Here is a 16,838-nt window from a genome sequence, read left to right as displayed (position 1 = left end):
ATCATGCGGCGTCTTCCTCTTTCCAATGTTCAAGTTCAACAGTGAACAGCGCACCGCGGGCGGTATTGGTGCCGCGGATATTGCCACCGAAGCTTTGCACCAGCCCGTAGGAGATCGACAAGCCCAACCCCATGCCTTCGGAGCTGCCAACCGCCTTGGTGGTGTAGAACGGCTCAAACACCTTTTCGGGCTGATGGAGGCCGGGGCCGATGTCCTGCACCGTGACCGCAAGACGGGGGCCGGGGTCGATGGCAATCGTGATGCGGCGATCGGCCAGCTCCATCATCGCGTCGGTGGCGTTGTTGATGAGGTTCACAAAGACCTGCGTCAGCCGCACCTCGCCACCACGGGCAAAGATCGGCCCCGTCGCCTCCGGGTGCCAGTCAAGGGTGACGGCATGGTCGCGCAGACGGGTTTCGGTCAGCTCCACCGCCGCGTTGATCACCTGTAGCAGATCGACCTTTCCCACCGGCTCGCTCTCATTGCGGGCAAAGGCGCGCAGGTTCTTGATGATCCGCGCCATGCGGGCAGACATCTGCGCGATGCGGTTCAGGTTCTCGCCCGCGCGCTCTGCCTTGCCGCGCGCCACAAAGGCCTGACCGTTTTCGGCAAACTGTTGGATCGCCATCAAAGGCTGGTTCAACTCGTGACTGATGCCCGCCGACATCTGCCCGAGAGCCGAGAGTTTGTCAGCCTGCACCAGCTCCGCCTGCGCCTGTTTCAGCGCCGCTTCGGCCTCTCTGCGTTCGCGCACCTCGCGACGCAGCAACTGGTTCGCCTCGGAGAGGGCGCGAGTGCGGGTATCGACCCGCAGCTCCAGCGCCGCATTGGTCTCGGCGAGGGTGCGGCGACGCTCCGCCACCCAGAACAGGATCGTACCAAAGGCCAAACAGACCGCCGCCATCGCCAGTGTCTGCAGCAGGGCAATGCGCTGCGCTGGTGTCACATCGACAAGGATCTCACCCCGCATCCCGATCGCCGGGAGGTCAATCCCCAAGTGCAGCGCCTCGCTTGGCAAATACGGGCTCCAGTCCTGCCGCCAGATCTCATGCGTGCCCACATACCGCTGGGTCAGCGGCAAATCCCCGCCATCGGCCATTCGCAGACCGGGATTGTCATCATCCCGCTGCCAGAACAGCAGCTCAAACCGGTTCGACATGAAGACCCGGCCATCCTCGATGGTGAAGTAAACCGCCGGCAATGAGCCGCGCCACGTCTGCTCGACGACTTCGATATCGGCCACAACCACCAAGGTCCCCCGGACCTGCCCTCTCGGTCCGAAATCAGGTGCCGCAAAGAAATAGGCCCTGCGATTGCCAGCGGGCAGCACCATCGGCTCCGCCCCCATGGCGCCTTGCATGGCGCGGCGGAAATAACGCTTGTCCGAGACGTTGCGCCCCGCCACCCCTTCTGCCGCCGCCAGCACCTGGCCCTGGGCATCGGCGTAGAACACATCCAGCGCCCCGGTCTTGTCGGCGACGCCGCGCAACAACACTTCTGCCGCACGGCGACCAACGGGTTCATCCAGGCGCCGCAGCGCCGGGTGGGTCACCACCAGCACCGCCTGTTCGCGAAAAATCTGCAACTGGGTGCTGACCCGATCAGAGGCCAGCGCCAGATCCGAGGCGCTACGCTCCGCCAGGGCGGTCAGCGCCTGACGATATCCCGAGGACCAGACCGCCGCAGACAGCACCGCGATGGCACAGGCGACGCCGAAAATGAGAGCAAGGCGGGGGTGGCGGGTGTCCAACATTGCGCCACAATAGCAAAGCCCCCCTTGCCAAGACCAGAGACCTCGGCAAAAAGCTATATCCATGAAGACACTGACCCAATCCCCGACCGAGCCGGACTTTGTCCAGAACCCCTACCCGTTCTATGACGCCGCGCGCGCCAGTGGCAAAATCGGCTATTGGCAGGACTACAAGATGGCCGCGGCCTTCAGCCATGACGCGGTGCATATGCTGCTGCGCGACCGCCGCTTCGGCCGCGAGATCCCGGCAGAGATGGCAAGCGATGGGCCGGTGCATCTGGCACCCTTCCTGGCCGTGGAGGCGCATTCAATGCTGGATGCGGAGCCCCCGCGTCACACCCGCCTGCGCAAACTGGTGATGCGCGCCTTCACCAGCCGCGAGATCAAGGCGCTGGCGCCGGGGCTGGAAACGCTGTGTCATGATTTGATCGACGCCTTTCCGCAGGACGCGCCCTTCGATCTGCTGACAGACTATTGCACTCAGGTTCCGGTGATCGCGATCTGCCGGCTGCTGGGAGTGCCTGAGGAAATGGCGCAGCAACTTCTGGACTGGTCGCACAAGATGGTGGCGATGTATCAGGCCTCCAAAACGCCCGAGACCGAACACGCCGCCGCCCGCGCCAGCCAGGAGTTCATGGACTTCCTGCGCGTTTACGTCGAGCAGCGCCGCAACACCCCGGGCGAGGATCTGATCACCCGCCTAATCCAGGCGGAAGAGGACGGCGAGAGCCTCACCACGGATGAGCTGATCGGCACCTGCATCCTGCTGCTGAACGCCGGGCATGAGGCCACGGTGCATTCGCTGGGCAACGGGGTGAAGACCATGCTGCACCAGGGTTGGCAGGCCGAGTGGCTGGCGCCCGAGGGCATCAGCGGGCTGGTGGAGGAAATCCTGCGCTATGACCCGCCGCTGCATATGTTCACCCGCTACGCCTATGAGGAGATCGAGATCTTCGGCCATGCCTTCCAGCGCGGCGATCAGGTGGCCTTGATGCTGGCGGCCGCCAACCGCGACCCGGAGGCGCTGGAGCGAGCCGATCAGTTCGACCCGACCCGCCCAGCCAAGGTGAACAAGAGCTTTGGCGGTGGTCTGCATTTCTGCGTCGGCGCGCCGCTGGCACGGATGGAGATGGAGATCGCCCTACCGATCCTCTTTGCCCGCTGTCCGGATCTGAAACTGGCGGCAGAGCCGGTGTTTTCCAACAGCTACCATTTTCACGGGCTGACCCAACTTCTGGTGACCCGTAGCTGACAGTGAGTGGGGGCTCCCGCCCACGCGGCAGGGATCACAGATCCCCTTGCGCAGTTGGGCCCGGCGCCGCTGACGCGGCGCGGCGCTTCTGTTTCACCTTTTGTCAAATACCTCGGGGTGAGGCGCGATCGCGCCGAGGGGGCAGCGCCCCCTTCTCCGCAACCCGCGTTCCGTCACTCCGGCAGAGCCGAAAGCGCCGCCCGGCACGGCCCCTCCATGAGCCAGTCTCGAAAGGCGGCGACCTTGGGGTCGTGCCATTTCTGCCGCTCGCCGATCAGCGCATAGGCCCCATCCGGCGTGCCGCAGGTCATCTCGGGGAAGGGCAGGACCAGATCACCGCGCGCCAGTTCATCCTGGCACAGCACCAGATCCGCCATCACCACACCGGCCCCCATCACAGCCGCACGCGTGGCCATGTCGAGGTTGGGAAACACCTCGCCGCTGACCGCATCCACCTGCTCGACGCTGAAATGCTGCACCCATGTGGGCCAGTCGCGGCGGCGCGGGCTTTCGTGCAGCAGGCGGTGCTGCGCCAGCGCCTCGGGCCCCTCGGCCAGCCCCGGCAGCAGCGACGGCGCGCAGGCGGGCGCGAGGATCATCTCGAACAAGGGCAGCACCTCGATGTCCTCGGGCCGTCCGGGGCGGTTCTGCAGGGAGATGCCAAGATCATACTCCGAAGCCTCGAACCCCTTGTTGCTGTAGAAATCGGTGGTCAGCCGCAGCTTGATCTCCGGATGGGCCGCGCGAAACTGCTCCAGCTGTGGCAGCAGCCAGCGGATCGACAGGGTTGGCGGGCAGATCACCCGCAGCTCTGCCGCATCCGCCGCGATCTGCTCCACCTCCTGCATCATCATCGCAAAGGCCTGTGTCAGCACCGGATAAAGCCGCCGCCCCGCTGTGGTCAGCGCCACCCCACGCGTGTGACGATGAAAAAGCTGAACGCCCAGATGATCCTCCAGGATCTTCACCTGACGGCTGATCGCGCCGCGGGTCACAAACAGCTCCGCCGCCGCGTCGATGAAGCCCTCGTGGCGGGCGGCGGCCTCGAAGGCGCGCAGGGCATTGAGGGGCGGCAGACGCATCACATCACCATGGGTCAGTTTTCCTAATCCAATAGTGGAATTTAAGTGGTTTGCGCGCAAGCCCCCTCGCCCCCTATCCCTGAGGCAGGAAACGGAGGTCATGGCATGATGCATTTACTGAACAAAGACGCAGCGCAGCCGCTGTCCGTACGGGCGCGGCCGGTTCTGGATCGGATTTTGCGCGCTATCCACATCAGGAAAACTATGCCTGTTCCCGCAGATCACGACACCTGGGTGCAGGTGCCGCATGACGTACTGCAGCGACTGGCGGAGACCTCGCCTCATCTGCTGGCCGACATTGGCATTCGGTCCACGGACCAGGTGGAGGCCACATCACCCTGGCAGCTGGACGACGGTCGGCACCTGATGCTGCGCCCGCCGCTGTGATCGGCAAACGGGGGTGACAGCCGCCAGATCCATGGCCGCCGTCGCCCTACCCAAAGGTCAGTTCAGGCCAAGGTCAGTCCGCCGCGCGGCCAATACACTCTGGGGTCAGTCCACCCGGATCTGCTCCAGCGGCAGGTGAGTGGTGGATTTGATCTCCTCCATCGACAACAGCGCGGTGACATTATGCACCCGCACCTCGGAGATCAGCGCCTGATAGAACTTGTCATAGGCGCGCGCGTTCTTCACCCGCACCTTCAGGATATAGTCGATATCGCCTGCCAGCCGGTGGGCCTCCTGCACTTCGGGGCGTTCCTGCAGGGCCTTGAGAAAACTCGCCTGCCACGCGGCCTCATGCTCCGAGGTGCGGATCAACACGAAGAAACAGGCCTCGAACCCCAGCGCCTCGGCATCTAGGATCATGGTCTGGTTTCCCACCACGCCAGCCTCGCGCAATTTACGGATGCGATTCCACACCGGGGTCTTGGAACTGCCCACTTGCTTGGCAATTTCGTCCAGAGATTGGCCTGCATCGCGCTGCAGTTCCGCCAGAATTTTCCGGTCCGTGGCGTCGATCCGCACAGTCATTCCAAATTTCTCCCAAGTTGAGGACGTCCGGACCTTGGCCCTCCGAGCAGCGGGACATGTGTCCTTATTCTCCCGCGCATGTAGCGGTCAGGTGGGAATATTTCCTATATCTAGTCACAAGTCAAACACAGGCACGGAGGCTTCAATGCCGCGCGACACCCATCATATCCCCGCCCCCCTGCCGCCCCTCGCGGGAGCCATGGGCGTGATGTGTCCGGGCGTGGTGGCCTTTGCGGGCTCCGGGCCGGGCGATCCGGATCTACTGACCCTCAAGGTGCTGAAGGCGCTGCGCGAGGCGGATGTGATCCTGTTTGATCGTCTGGTCAGCGCCGAGATCATGGCGCTGGCCCATGACGGGGCCATTCTCGAGGACGTCGGCAAGGAGGGCTTTGGCCCGTCGATGGCGCAGGAAGACATCTGCGCGCGGCTGGTGCATCACGCCCAACGCGGCCGCAAGGTGCTGCGGCTGAAATCCGGCGACCCGACCATCTTTGGCCGCCTCGACGAGGAACTCACCGCCTGCGAGGCCGCCGGCGTCGACGCGCAAATCCTGCCGGGCATCACCGCCGCCTCTGCCGCCGTGGCCGCCATCGGTCAGAGCCTGACCCAGCGGGGGCGCAATTCCTCGGTGCGGTTTCTGACCGGGCACGACATGAAGGGCTTTGCCGATCACGACTGGGCGCAGCTGGCGCGCTCTGGTGAGGTCGCGGCCGTCTACATGGGCAAGAAGTCCGCGCGTTTCGTGCAGGGCCGCCTGCTGATGCATGGGGCCGACCGCGACATGGCCGTAACCGTGGTGGAGAACGCCTCCCGCGCCGATCAGCGCGTGCTGACCACCACCCTTGAAACACTGCCCGCCGATCTGGCCGCCGCCGCCTTTGCTGGTCCGGCACTCACCTTCCTCGGGCTGGCGCCGCGCGTTGCCGTCGCTGCCGCCCACGACAAAATTCAGATGGAGCTTGCCTGATGGCCCGTGCATTCACCCCCAAAGTCGTCACCGCCAATGATCTTCTCGAAGGCGACGTGATCTACCTGACCACCGCCAACACCTGGACCCGCGAGCTGCAGGCAGCCGAGTTGATCACCGACGAGGCCGAAGCGCAGCTGCGTCTGCTGGAAGCCCAGAGCCAGCCGCAGATCGCCGTTGGCGCCTATCTCGCCGATGCCAAACCCGGCGAGCAGGGCCCCGAGCCGACCCATTTCCGCGAGGAGTTCCGGCGCACCGGCCCCTCGAACTATGCCCACGGTAAGCAAGAAGCCAAACTGGAGGCCACTGCAGATGTATAAGTACAACGACTTCGACTCCGCCTTCCTCGCCGAACGCAACCGCCAGTTCCGCACTCAGGTGGAGCGCCGCATCGACGGCGCCCTCACCGAGGATGAGTTCAAGCCGCTGCGCCTGATGAACGGTCTCTATCTGCAGCTGCACGCCTATATGCTGCGGGTTGCGATCCCCTATGGCACGCTGAACCCGAACCAGATGCGTGCGCTGGCGCTGCTGGCGGCGAAGTGGGACAAGGGCTATGGCCATTTCACCACCCGCCAGAACATCCAGTACAACTGGCCGAAGCTGAAGGACGTGCCGGACATGCTTGATGCGCTGGCCGAGGTGAACCTGCACGCCATTCAGACCTCCGGCAACACCATCCGCAACGTGACGGCCGACCATTTCGCCGGTGCCGCCGCCGATGAGATCGAGGATCCGCGCCCGATCGCCGAGCTGATCCGGCAGTGGTCCACCGACCACCCGGAATTCCAGTTCATGGGCCGCAAGTTCAAGATTGCCGTCTCCGGTGCTTCCAACGACCGCGCGGTGCTGAAGGCGCATGACCTCGCCGTGCAGATCGTCAAGAACGACGAGGGCGAAGTCGGCTATCAGGTGCTGGTCGGCGGTGGCCTTGGCCGCACGCCGATGATCGGCAAAGTGCTGAACGAATTTGTCGCCGCCGATGACCTGCTTCCTTATATCGAGAGCGTGATCTCGGTCTGGAACCAGCTGGGCCGTCGCGACAACAAGTACAAGGCGCGCATCAAGATCACCGTGCACGAGCTGGGTCTGGAGAAGATCCGCGAGCTGACCGAGGAACGCTTTGCCCAGGTGCGCCCGACCTTTGGCGGTGCCGATCAGGCGCTGTTTCAGGACATCCAGCGCCACTTTGCCGCGCCTGCCTTCCGTGACGGCGGCACCGAGGGCTTTGACGCCGCTTACGACTCCGACCCGGTGTTCCGCGCCTGGGCCGATACCAACCTCGCCGCGCACAAGGCGCCGGGCCATGCGATCGTGACCATCTCGACCAAGAAGCACGGCGCGACGCCGGGCGACGCGACCGCGGAGCAGATGCGCGAGATGGCCGATATCGCCGAAGAGTTCGCCTACGGCGAGCTGCGCATCAGCCATGAGCAGAACGTGATCTTGCCGCATGTTCACAAGAACGACCTGCCGGCGATCCACGCGCGTCTGAAGGCCGCCGATCTGGCCACCGCCAATATCGGTCTGATCTCGGACATCATCGCCTGCCCCGGCATGGATTACTGCGCCCTGGCCACCGCCCGCTCGATCCCGGTCGCGCAGGAGATCGCCACCCGGTTCGAGGACCTGAAGATGGAGCACGACGTGGGCCATCTGCAGATCAAGATCTCTGGCTGCATCAACGCCTGCGGCCATCACCATGTGGGCCATATCGGCATCCTTGGTCTGGATCGCGCCGGTGTCGAGAACTACCAGATCACCCTTGGCGGTGACGCGACCGAAACGGCAGCGATCGGCACCCGCACCGGGCCCGGCTTTGCCTATGACGAGATCGTCCCCGCGGTGGAACGCATCGTGGCGACCTACCTGGAGCAGCGCGATAGCGCGGAGGAGGAATTCCTCCAGACCTATCGCCGGGTCGGCATGGAGCCCTTCAAGGCGGCGCTCTACCCGGCCTCCGAGAAAAAGGTGGCCTGAGCCATGACCCGCATTGACCAGGAAATACAGGGCCAGCCCGCGCCGTCGCGCAGCGCGTTGGCCCTGGCCGAACAGGTGGCGGCGCTGAACGCGCGGTTCAAGCACCATTCGGCCACCTCCGTGATGGAGGGTGCCCTTCGCGATGCCGGACACATCGCCCTGGTCTCCTCCTTCGGTGCGGAATCGGTGGTGCTGTTGCATATGGCCGCGGTGATCGACCCGATGGTGCCGGTGCTGTTTGTCGACACCGAACTGCTGTTCACCGAAACGCTGGTCTACCAGCAGGAGGTGAGCGAGCGTCTGGGCCTGAAGAACGTGCGTGTCATCAAGGCCGATGACATCGCCGAAAAGGACCCTTACGGCGCGCTGCGGTTCTCCGACACCGATGCCTGCTGCGCCCTGCGCAAGACACTGCCGCTGCAACATGCGCTGGCGGGCTATGACGGCTGGATCACCGGACGCAAGCGGTTCCAGTCCGGCACCCGCGCCGCGCTCGACTTCTTTGAGGTCGAGGACGGAACGGGACGGATGAAGATCAACCCGCTGGCCCATTGGGCGCCCGAGGACGTGCGCGCCTATATGGATGAGAACCGCCTGCCCCGTCACCCGCTGGTGGCCAAGGGCTATCCCTCCATCGGCTGTGCCCCCTGCACCAGCCCGGTGAAGGAAGGCGAAGATCCCCGCGCCGGTCGCTGGCGCAACCAGAACAAGGAAGAATGCGGCATCCACGTGGTGGATGGCCAGTTCGTCCGTACAGGAGCTTGAGTGAGATGAGCGTTATCGTAACCGACGCGGGCTTTGCCCATGACGACTGGACCGGCGGCTTTGAGGGCGCACATGTGCTCGACCTGACGTCTGACACCGACCCGGCATCGCTGAAGGGCCAGCTGGACGGCGTGGATATGATCCGCGTTGACTTCCCGGCCTTTTCCGACGGGCGTGGATTTACCATTGCGCGCATGCTGCGCCTGATGGGATATGATGGGCGCCTGCGTGCCAAGGGCCATGTGATCTCGGATCAATATGCCATGGTGCGCCGGGTGGGTTTTGACGAGGTGGAAATTTCCGACGATCTCGCCACCCGCCAGCCCGAAGGCGAATGGCTGTTCCGTGCCAATTGGCAAAGCCACAACTACCAGGCCCGCCTGCGCGCGCAATCCAACGCCGCGCGCTAAGCCAGCCCCCAAGACACCGCCGTCAGGCTTCTCTTTTTCCGGCCCCGCATGCCCCATGCCGGGCCGGATCTGCGCAAGATCGCCGCAGGAGGGGTTCCCCTGACCTGGATCAATGCTTAATCAGAGGTGCCGGCCTATCCCCGCTGGCAGAGACATGATGAACGAGATTGCCGCCGTGACCGAGACTGTGAGTGAGCCTGTGACCGAAGCCGTTGCGCCTGAAAAGGCAAAACCCGCCCTGCCCGACGCCCAGATCGTGACGCAAGTCAAACACTGGACGGACCGGCTGTTCTCCTTCCGCTGCACGCGACCTGCGTCCTTGCGCTTTCGCTCAGGCGAATTCGTGATGATCGGTCTGATGAACGATCCCGACCCCAAGACCGGCAAGGTGAAGCCCTTGCTGCGCGCCTATTCCATCGCCTCGCCGAGCTGGGACGAGGAAATGGAGTTCTACTCGATCAAGGTGCAGGACGGCCCGCTGACTTCCAAGCTGCAGCACATCAAGGTCGGTGACGAGATCATCCTGCGCCCGAAACCCGTCGGCACCTTGGTGCATGACGCGCTGATCCCCGGCAAGCGGATCTGGTTCTTTGCCACCGGCACCGGCTTTGCGCCCTTTGCCTCGCTGCTGCGCGAGCCGCAGACCTATGAGGACTACGACGAGATCATCATCACCCACACCTGCCGCGAGGCCGGTGAGCTGACCTATGGCCGTGAGCTGATCGAAAGCCTGAAGACGGATGAACTGCTGAATGAGGTGATCGGCGAAGGCTTCTGGAAGAAGATCAAATACTACCCCACCACCACCCGTGAAGAGAGCGCCAAGATGGGCCGCATCACCGATTTGATGCGCTCCGGCGAGGCGTTTGAGGATCTCGGCGTGCCGCCGCTGAACCCCGAAAGCGACCGCGCGATGATCTGCGGCAACCTTGCGTTCAACCTGGAACTGAAGGACCTGTTTGAAAACACCTATGGTCTGGAAGAAGGCGCGAATTCCAAACCTGCGCATTTCGTGGTGGAAAAAGCCTTCCTCGACTGATCTGCCAGCCCCGTCTGGGGCGCGCAGTCAGGACAAACAAAAACGCCCTCGCGAGAGTATCGCGAGGGCGTTTTCATTTTGCTGTCGTCCGACGTGCGGATCAGTAGCCCAGAGCAGAGCGCGCCTGTTGCAGCGCCGCTTTCAGCAGATCCGGGTTGTCGCGCGCTTGGGTGATCGCCGATTTTACGGCAGTCTTTTTCAGCGGGTCCAGCTCGGAGCTGTCGATCATCTCGACAACCTTGTCGTAGTTGAACCCTTCCGGGGTCAGCAGAGCGGCCGGAGTTTCGGCGTCCACAGTCGCATCGGCAGCGACATCACCCTCCACGGTGCCCTCATCCACAAGCGCATCGCCCGCGTCCGGGGAAAGGGTCTCCTGCACTGCGGCGGCGGAGTCCTCTGCGGTATCCTGCGCGCCAGACGCCAGATCAGCAGCCCCTTCGCTCACGGCCTCGATCGCGTCGGATGCGGTGTCCTGTGCGGTTTCAACGGCACTCGCGGCACCATCCTGCACAGCCTCTACCGCGTCAGACGCGGTGTCCTGTGCAGCCTCAACGGCGCTTGCGGTGCCGTCCTGCACGGCCTCTACCGCGTCGGCAGCCTGCTCCTGTGCGCTCTCAGCTGTGGCGGCGACACCCTCGCTGATGTTGGCTGCTGCCTCAGATGCTGCCTCGGCTGCATTCTCAACCGCGTCAGAGGCTTGTTCGGCCACCGCGTTGGCAGCTTCTTCCGCTTCGGCTGCCGTCTCTTCGACCTCGGCCGTGGCATCGGTCTCATCAGCGCTGTCGGTCTCCACCGGGGTGGCAGGCTCAGCTTCGTTTGCAATCTCTGTCGGTGCTTCTGTTACAACCGGTTCCTCGGGCTGGTTCAGATACCAAACGGCCCCGGCAACAACCACGAGGCCAACAGCGGCGCCCACTCCTGCGATTTTCATGGCAAAGTCCTTCGATGCTATCGTCCCGATGTGGGACGGATTGCACATGTACTTCTGACGGAATGCCGCCTACAACAAGGGGGAAGTCGCAACAGACGCTCCCCTCGGCCATGCTTTGCCAATGTGACCGGGACTGGCGTGAAAACTCTCGCCAATCGTGAAAAGCCCTGTGTTTCCGGCTTGCAAGACCGCCAGACACCCTTTAGTTTCCCGGCTCAAATTTCTGCAATTATCAAAGGATAGAACCCATAGCTCGCAGACCTCATAACGCGCCGCCGACACGTGATACCGGCCCGCGCGTCAACGACAAAATCCGCGCCTCCGAAATCCGCCTGATCGGTGCAGATGGCGATAACGTTGGTGTTGTGCATCCTGCCAAGGCGATGCAGATGGCTGAAGAGGCTGGTCTGGATCTGGTAGAGATTTCACCCAACGCCGCCCCGCCCGTCTGCAAGATCATGGACTACGGCAAGTTCAAGTATGAACAGCAGAAACGCGAAAGCGAAGCGCGCAAGAAGCAGAAGATCATCGAGGTCAAAGAGGTCAAGTTCCGTCCCAACACGGACACCCACGACTATGAGGTGAAGATGCGCAACGTCTTCAAATTCCTCGAAAATGGCGATAAGGTCAAAATCACCCTGCGGTTCCGTGGTCGTGAAATGGCTCACCAGAACCTTGGTCGTGAGCTGCTGCACCGCGTCGCCGGCGACATCAAGGAAATCGGCAAGGTCGAGAACATGCCGAAGATGGAAGGTCGTCAGATGATCATGATGATCGGCCCGCTGCCCGCGAAATAAATCTCCGGCCTTTTCACGCCGGTGACTGTATAAAGCCTCCCCCAGATTACTGCGGGGAGGCTTTTTGCTTCGTCGTCTCGCTTGGCCTGCCGTTGGCCCCTGTCGCGATGCTCCATGAAGGCGAAAATCGTCGAGCCATCGCAAACTTACCGATCATCGTTAGCAGTGCCTTAAGAGGAATGGCATAGGCTCTCTCCGTGCATCATAGGAACGGACCCGCATGAGCCTCACTGACATTCAGAGCAACGCGTTGATGGCCATCGGCCCCTGCCGCATCGCATCCCTCTCGCTGGTGGCGCTATCGCATCAGCCCGCCGATGCCGACGAACCTTCGGGCAGCAGCCGGGCGCAGAAACTCTCGACCGCACGCATCGAAACCGCCTTTGGAATGCTGTCGGAAGGGCTCGATGCCCAGCTGGAGGCGGCGAATCATCAGCTCCCTCCCGAATTGGACGACCAGCGTCAGGCCTGCATCCGCGTTCTGGAACCGCTTCACGCTGCGGTGACCTCCGGCTCCGGAACGGTATTGTCCCGGATCGGCGCAATTCCAAAGGTTGCAGAGCTCTGTCTGGAGCAGCTGGAGCCAACGGTGTCGCGGTTCCTCGAGGATTTGGTCCAGCATCTCGGCGACGCCGAACGCAGCCGCGAGGCCAAACGCTCCGGCGACATGCTCGAAGCAGTCCGCAACGCCGAAGCGGTGGGTCGCAATATCCGCCTGATCGCCTTCAACGCCTCGATCGAGGCGGCGCGGATTGGGGATCAGGGCAAGGGCTTTGCGGTCATCGCCACGGAAATCCGTGGCCTGGCCGACCGCACCCAGTCCCTGCTGACCGAAATCGCCGGTTTCATGCGCGCCTGACCGTCCAATTTCAGAGACCGCATGACAAAGGCGCCACAGGTGGCCCTGGGCGCCTTTTGCTGTTGGTGGTCTACATCCTGTCGCTGGATCAGCTGGCCGCCGCGACGGCCCGTTTGGTCATGACACCCACCAGATGGGCACGATAGGCCTTGGTGCCGTGAATGTCGCCTATCATGCCATCGGCCTCCACCGTCAGCCCGCTGATCGCATCGGCGGAAAAATCCGTCGCCAGCGCTGCCTCGGCCGCGCCCCAGCGGAACACCCCCTCTTCCGACGCGCCGGTCACGGCCACCCGCACGCCGTCCGAAAAGCGCGCCACAAACACGCCCACCAGCGCAAAGCGCGAGGCCGGTTGCAGGAACTTCTGGTAATTTGCCACCTCAGGCTGCGGGAACTTCACAGCGGTGACAATCTCGCCCTCCTCCAGCGCGGTGGTGAACATGCTCTGAAAATAGTCATCTGCCGCAATCTCGCGGGCATTTGTGACGATGGTGGCGCCAGAGCCCAGCACCGCCGCCGGATAGCAAGCCGCCGGGTCATTATTGGCGATCGAGCCGCCCAGTGTGCCGCGGTTCCGAACCGCCGGATCGCCGATCTGCCCCGCCAGCGCTGCCAACGCCGGATAGGCCCCCGCGCCCTCTGCCACGTCGGCATGGGTCATGGCGCCGCCAATGACCAGCTGTCCGCCTTCGCTGCGGATGCCTTTCATCTCGTCAATGCCGCTCAGGCTCACCAGGGTGGAGGGCATCGCAAGCCGTTGTTTCAGCGTCGGAATCAGGGTCTGCCCGCCGCCCAGCGCATGCGCATCCTCTTCGCTCAGCGCCTTGACGGCCTCGGCGACGCTCGCTGGTCGCGCAAACTCAAACTCATACATCGCTCATCCTTTCCGAAAGTTCCCCTGCGCGGGGCTTTCATCTTTTTCCAAATACCTCGGGGAGCGCGAGGGGCAGCGCCCCTCGCCCCATCTTTCAGCCCTGCATGGCCGCCCAGACCCGCGCGGGGGTCAGCGGCATGTCGATATGAGTCACATCCTTGCCGGCAGAGCGCAGCGCATCCACCACCGCATTGACCACTGCCGGCGGCGAGCCGATCGCCCCGGCTTCGCCACAGCCCTTCACCCCCAGCGGGTTGTGGGTGCAGGGCGTCTGGCAGGAATGATCGACCTGATAGAACGGCACATCATCAGCGCGTGGCATGGCGTAATCCATGAACGACGCCGACAGCAGCTGTCCGTCCTCATCATAGACACAGCCCTCCAAGAGCGCCTGACCGATGCCCTGTCCGAGACCGCCATGCACCTGACCGTCGACGATCATCGGGTTGACCACATTGCCAAAGTCATCGGCGGCGGCAAAGCGTTCGATGGTCACCTTCCCCGTATCGGGATCGACCTCCACCTCGCAGGCATAGGCCCCCGCCGGATAGGTGAAGTTCGCCGGGTCGTAGAACGCCGTCTCCTCCAGCCCCGGTTCGATCTCCTCCAGCGGATAGTTATGCGGCACATAGGCCGCCAGGGTCACATCGCCCCAGGCCACGGATTTGTCGGTGCCGGCGATAGAGAACTGTCCGTCCTTCAGCTCGACATCCGCATCCGAAGCCTCCATCAGATGGGCGGCGATCTTCTTGGCCTTGTTTATGATCTTCTCGGTCGCCTTCACCATCGCCGAGCCGCCCACCGCGAGGGAGCGCGAGCCATATGTGCCCATGCCCATCGGCGTATTGGCGGTGTCGCCATGTTCAATCTCCACCATATCCTCGGGGATGCCGATCATCTCGGAGATCACCTGCGGGAAAGACGTCTCATGCCCCTGGCCGTGGCTGTGACTGCCGGTCATCACCACGATGCCACCGGTGGCGTTGACCCGCACCGTGGCGCTCTCATAGAGGCCCGCCCGCGCGCCCAGCTGCCCCACAAGGTTCGACGGCGCGATGCCGCAGGCCTCGATATAGCAGTTCACCCCCAGACCGCGCAGCTTGCCGGCCTTCTCGCTCTCGGCTCTGCGCCCATCAAAGCCCTTGATGTCGGCGATCTCTTCGAGCTTGTCCATCGTCGCAACGTAATCGCCGGTGTCATATTCCACCGCCACAGGGGTGGCATAGGGAAACTCGGTGATGAAGTTCTGCCGCCTGAGCGCGATGGGATCGACGTTCAGCTCTCGGGCCGCCTTGTCGATGACGCGTTCCAGCTGATAGGTCGCTTCGGGCCGCCCCGCGCCGCGATAGGCATCGACCGGCACCGTATTGGTGAACACCGCCTTGACGTTCACGTAGATCAGCGGCGTCTTGTAGTTGCCCGCCATCAGCGTGCCGTGCAGCCAGGTGGGCACCGAGGGCGCAAAGGTCGACAGATAAGCGCCCATATTGGCATGAGTGTCGGTGCGCAGCGCGGTGAAATTGTTGTCCGCGTCCAGCGCCAGTTCGATTTTGGTCACATGATCGCGGCCATGGGCGTCGGACATGAAGGCCTCGGACCGCGAGGAGGTCCATTTCACTGCACGATTGAGCGCCTTGGCGGCAAAGGTGCAGAATGCCTCTTCCGCGTAGTGAAAGATCTTGGAGCCAAATCCGCCGCCCACATCGGGTGCCACCACGCGCAGCTTGTGTTCCGGGATGCCGAGCACAAAGGCCCCCATCAGGAGCCGGATCACATGCGGGTTCTGGCTGGTGGTATAAAGCGTGCTCTCACCGGTGGCGCGGTTGAAATCGCCCACCGCCACGCGTGGCTCCATCGGGTTGGCGACCAGCCGGTTGTTGACCAGCTCCAGCGTGGTGACATGGGCGGCGTCGTCAAAGGCCTTGGCGACCGCCTCCTTGTTTTCCTCCACAAAACCCCAGTCGTAACAAAGGTTGGAGGTCAGATCGTCATGCACCTTGGGCGCATCCTCGGCCAGTGCCGCCTTCATGTCGATCACGGCGGGCAGGTCTTCGATGTCCAGCTCGATCGCCTCGGCAGCGTCTCGCGCCTGTTCGGCTGTGGCGGCCACCACGGCAGCGATGGGGTCGCCCACATGGCGGACCTTGCCCTGTGCCAGAACGGGGTGTGCCGGTTCCTGCATCACCTCGCCAAAGCGGTCGGTGACCTGCCAGCCGCAGGGCAGCCCGCCGACGGTTTCGAAATCCGCACCGGTAAAGACGCGCAGCACGCCGGGCATCCCCGCCGCCGCCGCAGTGTCGAGGGACGTGATCCGCCCATGCGCCACGTCCGAGCGCAAGAAATGCACGTAGGCCTGACCGTTTACGTTGATGTCGTCGGTGTAATTGCCGGTCCCGGACAGGAACCTGATGTCCTCTCGCCGTTTGCTGGCGGCGCCGATGCCGCTCTCCTTGGCGTCGATATCCTTGGGCATAATCCAATCTCCTCCCAGAAATACGGGCCGGGTCATGTGGCGGCGCAGCCGGGCTCCTCTTCCCATCAACGCCTGACCGAACGGTCCGTCGGAATGTCACAGGGTACTTGCAGCCCATCCCGGGACGGGCTGTTACGCGTTTTCGCCGGTGCTACTCTGCCGCGATGGCAGAGACATCCTGACCGGAGGCCGCCATGATCGCCTTGACGATATTGTGGTAGCCAGTGCAGCGGCAAAGGTTGCCCTCCAGGTAGTGGCGGATCTCGCCCTCGGAGGGTTTTGGGTTGTCTTTCAGCAGCGCGGCGGCCGACATCACCATGCCCGGCGTGCAGAAGCCGCATTGAAGCCCGTGATGTTCCTGAAACGCCGCCTGGATTGCATTCAGCGTGCCGTCGGCGGCGGCCTGGCCTTCGATGGTGGCGACCTCTGCCCCCTCGGCCTCGAGCGCCAGCATGGTGCAGGCTTTCACCGCCTTGCCGTCCACATGCACGACGCAGGCGCCGCATTGGCTGGTATCGCAACCGACGTGGGTGCCGGTGAGCCCCTGCTGGTCGCGCAGGAACGACACCAGCAACGTGCGACCTTCGACATCCCCGGACATGGGCGTGCCGTTCACGGTCATGGAGACCTTCGTCATAAAATCCTCCCTAGCTTGAAATCATTTGTCTGGCTGAGGTCAGTTAACCA

17 protein-coding genes are annotated in these 16,838 nt (G+C 63.4%); 10 read left to right on the top strand and 7 right to left on the bottom strand.

Going from position 1 to position 16,838, the window contains the following annotated elements; all coding sequences use genetic code 11:
- Position 1: 1 nt before the first annotated feature.
- Positions 2-1,753 (bottom strand): ATP-binding protein, encoded by a 1,752-nt coding sequence (locus R1T40_RS02940; RefSeq protein WP_317385807.1) that lies wholly within the window; start codon positions 1,751-1,753, stop codon positions 2-4.
- 61 nt (positions 1,754-1,814) lie between these two features.
- Between R1T40_RS02940 and R1T40_RS02935 the strand changes: the two genes are divergently transcribed.
- Positions 1,815-3,002 carry a cytochrome P450 gene (locus tag R1T40_RS02935; protein ID WP_317385806.1) on the top strand — a complete coding sequence of 396 codons (1,188 nt, stop codon included), beginning with the start codon at positions 1,815-1,817 and terminating at the stop codon, positions 3,000-3,002.
- A 173-nt stretch (positions 3,003-3,175) separates the two neighbouring features.
- On the opposite strand, the gene R1T40_RS02930 is transcribed toward R1T40_RS02935, so the two are convergent.
- Positions 3,176-4,084 (bottom strand): LysR substrate-binding domain-containing protein, encoded by a 909-nt coding sequence (locus R1T40_RS02930; protein ID WP_317385805.1) that lies wholly within the window; start codon positions 4,082-4,084, stop codon positions 3,176-3,178.
- Between the two features lie 105 nt (positions 4,085-4,189).
- Here R1T40_RS02930 and R1T40_RS02925 point away from each other — a divergent pair, with 105 nt between their 5' ends.
- Positions 4,190-4,471 (top strand): hypothetical protein, encoded by a 282-nt coding sequence (locus R1T40_RS02925; protein ID WP_317385804.1) that lies wholly within the window; start codon positions 4,190-4,192, stop codon positions 4,469-4,471.
- A gap of 105 nt (positions 4,472-4,576) precedes the next feature.
- Here the strand turns inward: R1T40_RS02925 and R1T40_RS02920 are convergent, their stop codons facing one another.
- On the bottom strand, positions 4,577-5,056 hold the full coding sequence (locus R1T40_RS02920; protein ID WP_106163446.1) for an Lrp/AsnC family transcriptional regulator: 480 nt from the start codon (positions 5,054-5,056) through the stop codon (positions 4,577-4,579).
- A 145-nt stretch (positions 5,057-5,201) separates the two neighbouring features.
- Between R1T40_RS02920 and cobA the strand changes: the two genes are divergently transcribed.
- From cobA to R1T40_RS02890, 6 genes are all read left to right on the top strand, one after another.
- Positions 5,202-6,023 carry a uroporphyrinogen-III C-methyltransferase gene (gene cobA / locus R1T40_RS02915; protein WP_394805011.1) on the top strand — a complete coding sequence of 274 codons (822 nt, stop codon included), beginning with the start codon at positions 5,202-5,204 and terminating at the stop codon, positions 6,021-6,023.
- The gene (locus R1T40_RS02910) at positions 6,023-6,343 is read left to right on the top strand and encodes a DUF2849 domain-containing protein (protein WP_317385803.1); all 321 of its coding nucleotides are present in this window, start codon (positions 6,023-6,025) and stop codon (positions 6,341-6,343) included. The genes cobA and R1T40_RS02910 overlap by 1 nt, the downstream gene beginning before the upstream one ends.
- Entirely contained in the window at positions 6,336-8,003 is a 1,668-nt protein-coding gene (locus tag R1T40_RS02905; RefSeq protein ID WP_317385802.1) for a nitrite/sulfite reductase, read from the top strand. The genes R1T40_RS02910 and R1T40_RS02905 overlap by 8 nt, the downstream gene beginning before the upstream one ends.
- Positions 8,004-8,006: 3 nt before the next feature.
- Positions 8,007-8,768, top strand: coding sequence for a phosphoadenylyl-sulfate reductase (locus tag R1T40_RS02900; RefSeq protein ID WP_317385801.1), 762 nt, complete (start codon positions 8,007-8,009; stop codon positions 8,766-8,768).
- Between the two features lie 5 nt (positions 8,769-8,773).
- Positions 8,774-9,178 (top strand): DUF934 domain-containing protein, encoded by a 405-nt coding sequence (locus R1T40_RS02895; RefSeq protein WP_317385800.1) that lies wholly within the window; start codon positions 8,774-8,776, stop codon positions 9,176-9,178.
- Positions 9,179-9,335: 157 nt separating this feature from the next.
- On the top strand, positions 9,336-10,217 hold the full coding sequence (locus R1T40_RS02890) for a ferredoxin--NADP reductase (RefSeq protein WP_317386934.1): 882 nt from the start codon (positions 9,336-9,338) through the stop codon (positions 10,215-10,217).
- Between the two features lie 100 nt (positions 10,218-10,317).
- Here the strand turns inward: R1T40_RS02890 and R1T40_RS02885 are convergent, their stop codons facing one another.
- Entirely contained in the window at positions 10,318-11,148 is an 831-nt protein-coding gene (locus tag R1T40_RS02885) for a hypothetical protein (RefSeq protein ID WP_317385799.1), read from the bottom strand.
- A gap of 239 nt (positions 11,149-11,387) precedes the next feature.
- Here R1T40_RS02885 and infC point away from each other — a divergent pair, with 239 nt between their 5' ends.
- Complete coding sequence (infC, locus tag R1T40_RS02880) at positions 11,388-11,945, top strand: translation initiation factor IF-3 (RefSeq protein ID WP_317386933.1); 558 nt, start codon at positions 11,388-11,390, stop codon at positions 11,943-11,945.
- A 220-nt stretch (positions 11,946-12,165) separates the two neighbouring features.
- Positions 12,166-12,804 (top strand): methyl-accepting chemotaxis protein, encoded by a 639-nt coding sequence (locus R1T40_RS02875; RefSeq protein ID WP_317385798.1) that lies wholly within the window; start codon positions 12,166-12,168, stop codon positions 12,802-12,804.
- An 88-nt stretch (positions 12,805-12,892) separates the two neighbouring features.
- Here R1T40_RS02875 and R1T40_RS02870 read toward each other — a convergent pair whose 3' ends face one another.
- The 3 genes from R1T40_RS02870 to R1T40_RS02860 all read right to left on the bottom strand — a co-directional run bounded on the left by R1T40_RS02870 (position 12,893) and on the right by R1T40_RS02860 (position 16,788).
- Positions 12,893-13,678, bottom strand: coding sequence for an FAD binding domain-containing protein (locus R1T40_RS02870; RefSeq protein ID WP_317385797.1), 786 nt, complete (start codon positions 13,676-13,678; stop codon positions 12,893-12,895).
- 94 nt (positions 13,679-13,772) lie between these two features.
- Positions 13,773-16,151 carry a xanthine dehydrogenase family protein molybdopterin-binding subunit gene (locus tag R1T40_RS02865; protein WP_317385796.1) on the bottom strand — a complete coding sequence of 793 codons (2,379 nt, stop codon included), beginning with the start codon at positions 16,149-16,151 and terminating at the stop codon, positions 13,773-13,775.
- A gap of 151 nt (positions 16,152-16,302) precedes the next feature.
- Positions 16,303-16,788 (bottom strand): (2Fe-2S)-binding protein, encoded by a 486-nt coding sequence (locus tag R1T40_RS02860; RefSeq protein ID WP_106163435.1) that lies wholly within the window; start codon positions 16,786-16,788, stop codon positions 16,303-16,305.
- Positions 16,789-16,838 lie beyond the last annotated feature (50 nt).

The organism is Tritonibacter scottomollicae, from assembly GCF_032924845.1.
In the GTDB taxonomy this organism is placed as follows: Bacteria; Pseudomonadota; Alphaproteobacteria; order Rhodobacterales; family Rhodobacteraceae; genus Epibacterium; species Epibacterium scottomollicae.
Note: the sequence above shows the minus strand (reverse complement) of the source record. Positions and strands in the feature narration are given on the sequence as shown.

Bases quoted from the DNA above. Each gene is read 5' to 3' on its own strand.
- R1T40_RS02940 (WP_317385807.1), bottom strand. From the start codon at position 1,753: ATGTTGGACACCCGCCACCCCCGCCTTGCTCTCATTTTCGGCGTCGCC.
- R1T40_RS02935 (WP_317385806.1), top strand. From the start codon at position 1,815: ATGAAGACACTGACCCAATCCCCGACCGAGCCGGACTTTGTCCAGAAC.
- R1T40_RS02930 (WP_317385805.1), bottom strand. From the start codon at position 4,084: ATGCGTCTGCCGCCCCTCAATGCCCTGCGCGCCTTCGAGGCCGCCGCC.
- R1T40_RS02925 (WP_317385804.1), top strand. From the start codon at position 4,190: ATGATGCATTTACTGAACAAAGACGCAGCGCAGCCGCTGTCCGTACGG.
- R1T40_RS02920 (WP_106163446.1), bottom strand. From the start codon at position 5,056: ATGACTGTGCGGATCGACGCCACGGACCGGAAAATTCTGGCGGAACTG.
- cobA (WP_394805011.1), top strand. From the start codon at position 5,202: ATGCCGCGCGACACCCATCATATCCCCGCCCCCCTGCCGCCCCTCGCG.
- R1T40_RS02910 (WP_317385803.1), top strand. From the start codon at position 6,023: ATGGCCCGTGCATTCACCCCCAAAGTCGTCACCGCCAATGATCTTCTC.
- R1T40_RS02905 (WP_317385802.1), top strand. From the start codon at position 6,336: ATGTATAAGTACAACGACTTCGACTCCGCCTTCCTCGCCGAACGCAAC.
- R1T40_RS02900 (WP_317385801.1), top strand. From the start codon at position 8,007: ATGACCCGCATTGACCAGGAAATACAGGGCCAGCCCGCGCCGTCGCGC.
- R1T40_RS02895 (WP_317385800.1), top strand. From the start codon at position 8,774: ATGAGCGTTATCGTAACCGACGCGGGCTTTGCCCATGACGACTGGACC.
- R1T40_RS02890 (WP_317386934.1), top strand. From the start codon at position 9,336: ATGAACGAGATTGCCGCCGTGACCGAGACTGTGAGTGAGCCTGTGACC.
- R1T40_RS02885 (WP_317385799.1), bottom strand. From the start codon at position 11,148: ATGAAAATCGCAGGAGTGGGCGCCGCTGTTGGCCTCGTGGTTGTTGCC.
- R1T40_RS02875 (WP_317385798.1), top strand. From the start codon at position 12,166: ATGAGCCTCACTGACATTCAGAGCAACGCGTTGATGGCCATCGGCCCC.
- R1T40_RS02870 (WP_317385797.1), bottom strand. From the start codon at position 13,678: ATGTATGAGTTTGAGTTTGCGCGACCAGCGAGCGTCGCCGAGGCCGTC.
- R1T40_RS02865 (WP_317385796.1), bottom strand. From the start codon at position 16,151: ATGCCCAAGGATATCGACGCCAAGGAGAGCGGCATCGGCGCCGCCAGC.
- R1T40_RS02860 (WP_106163435.1), bottom strand. From the start codon at position 16,788: ATGACGAAGGTCTCCATGACCGTGAACGGCACGCCCATGTCCGGGGAT.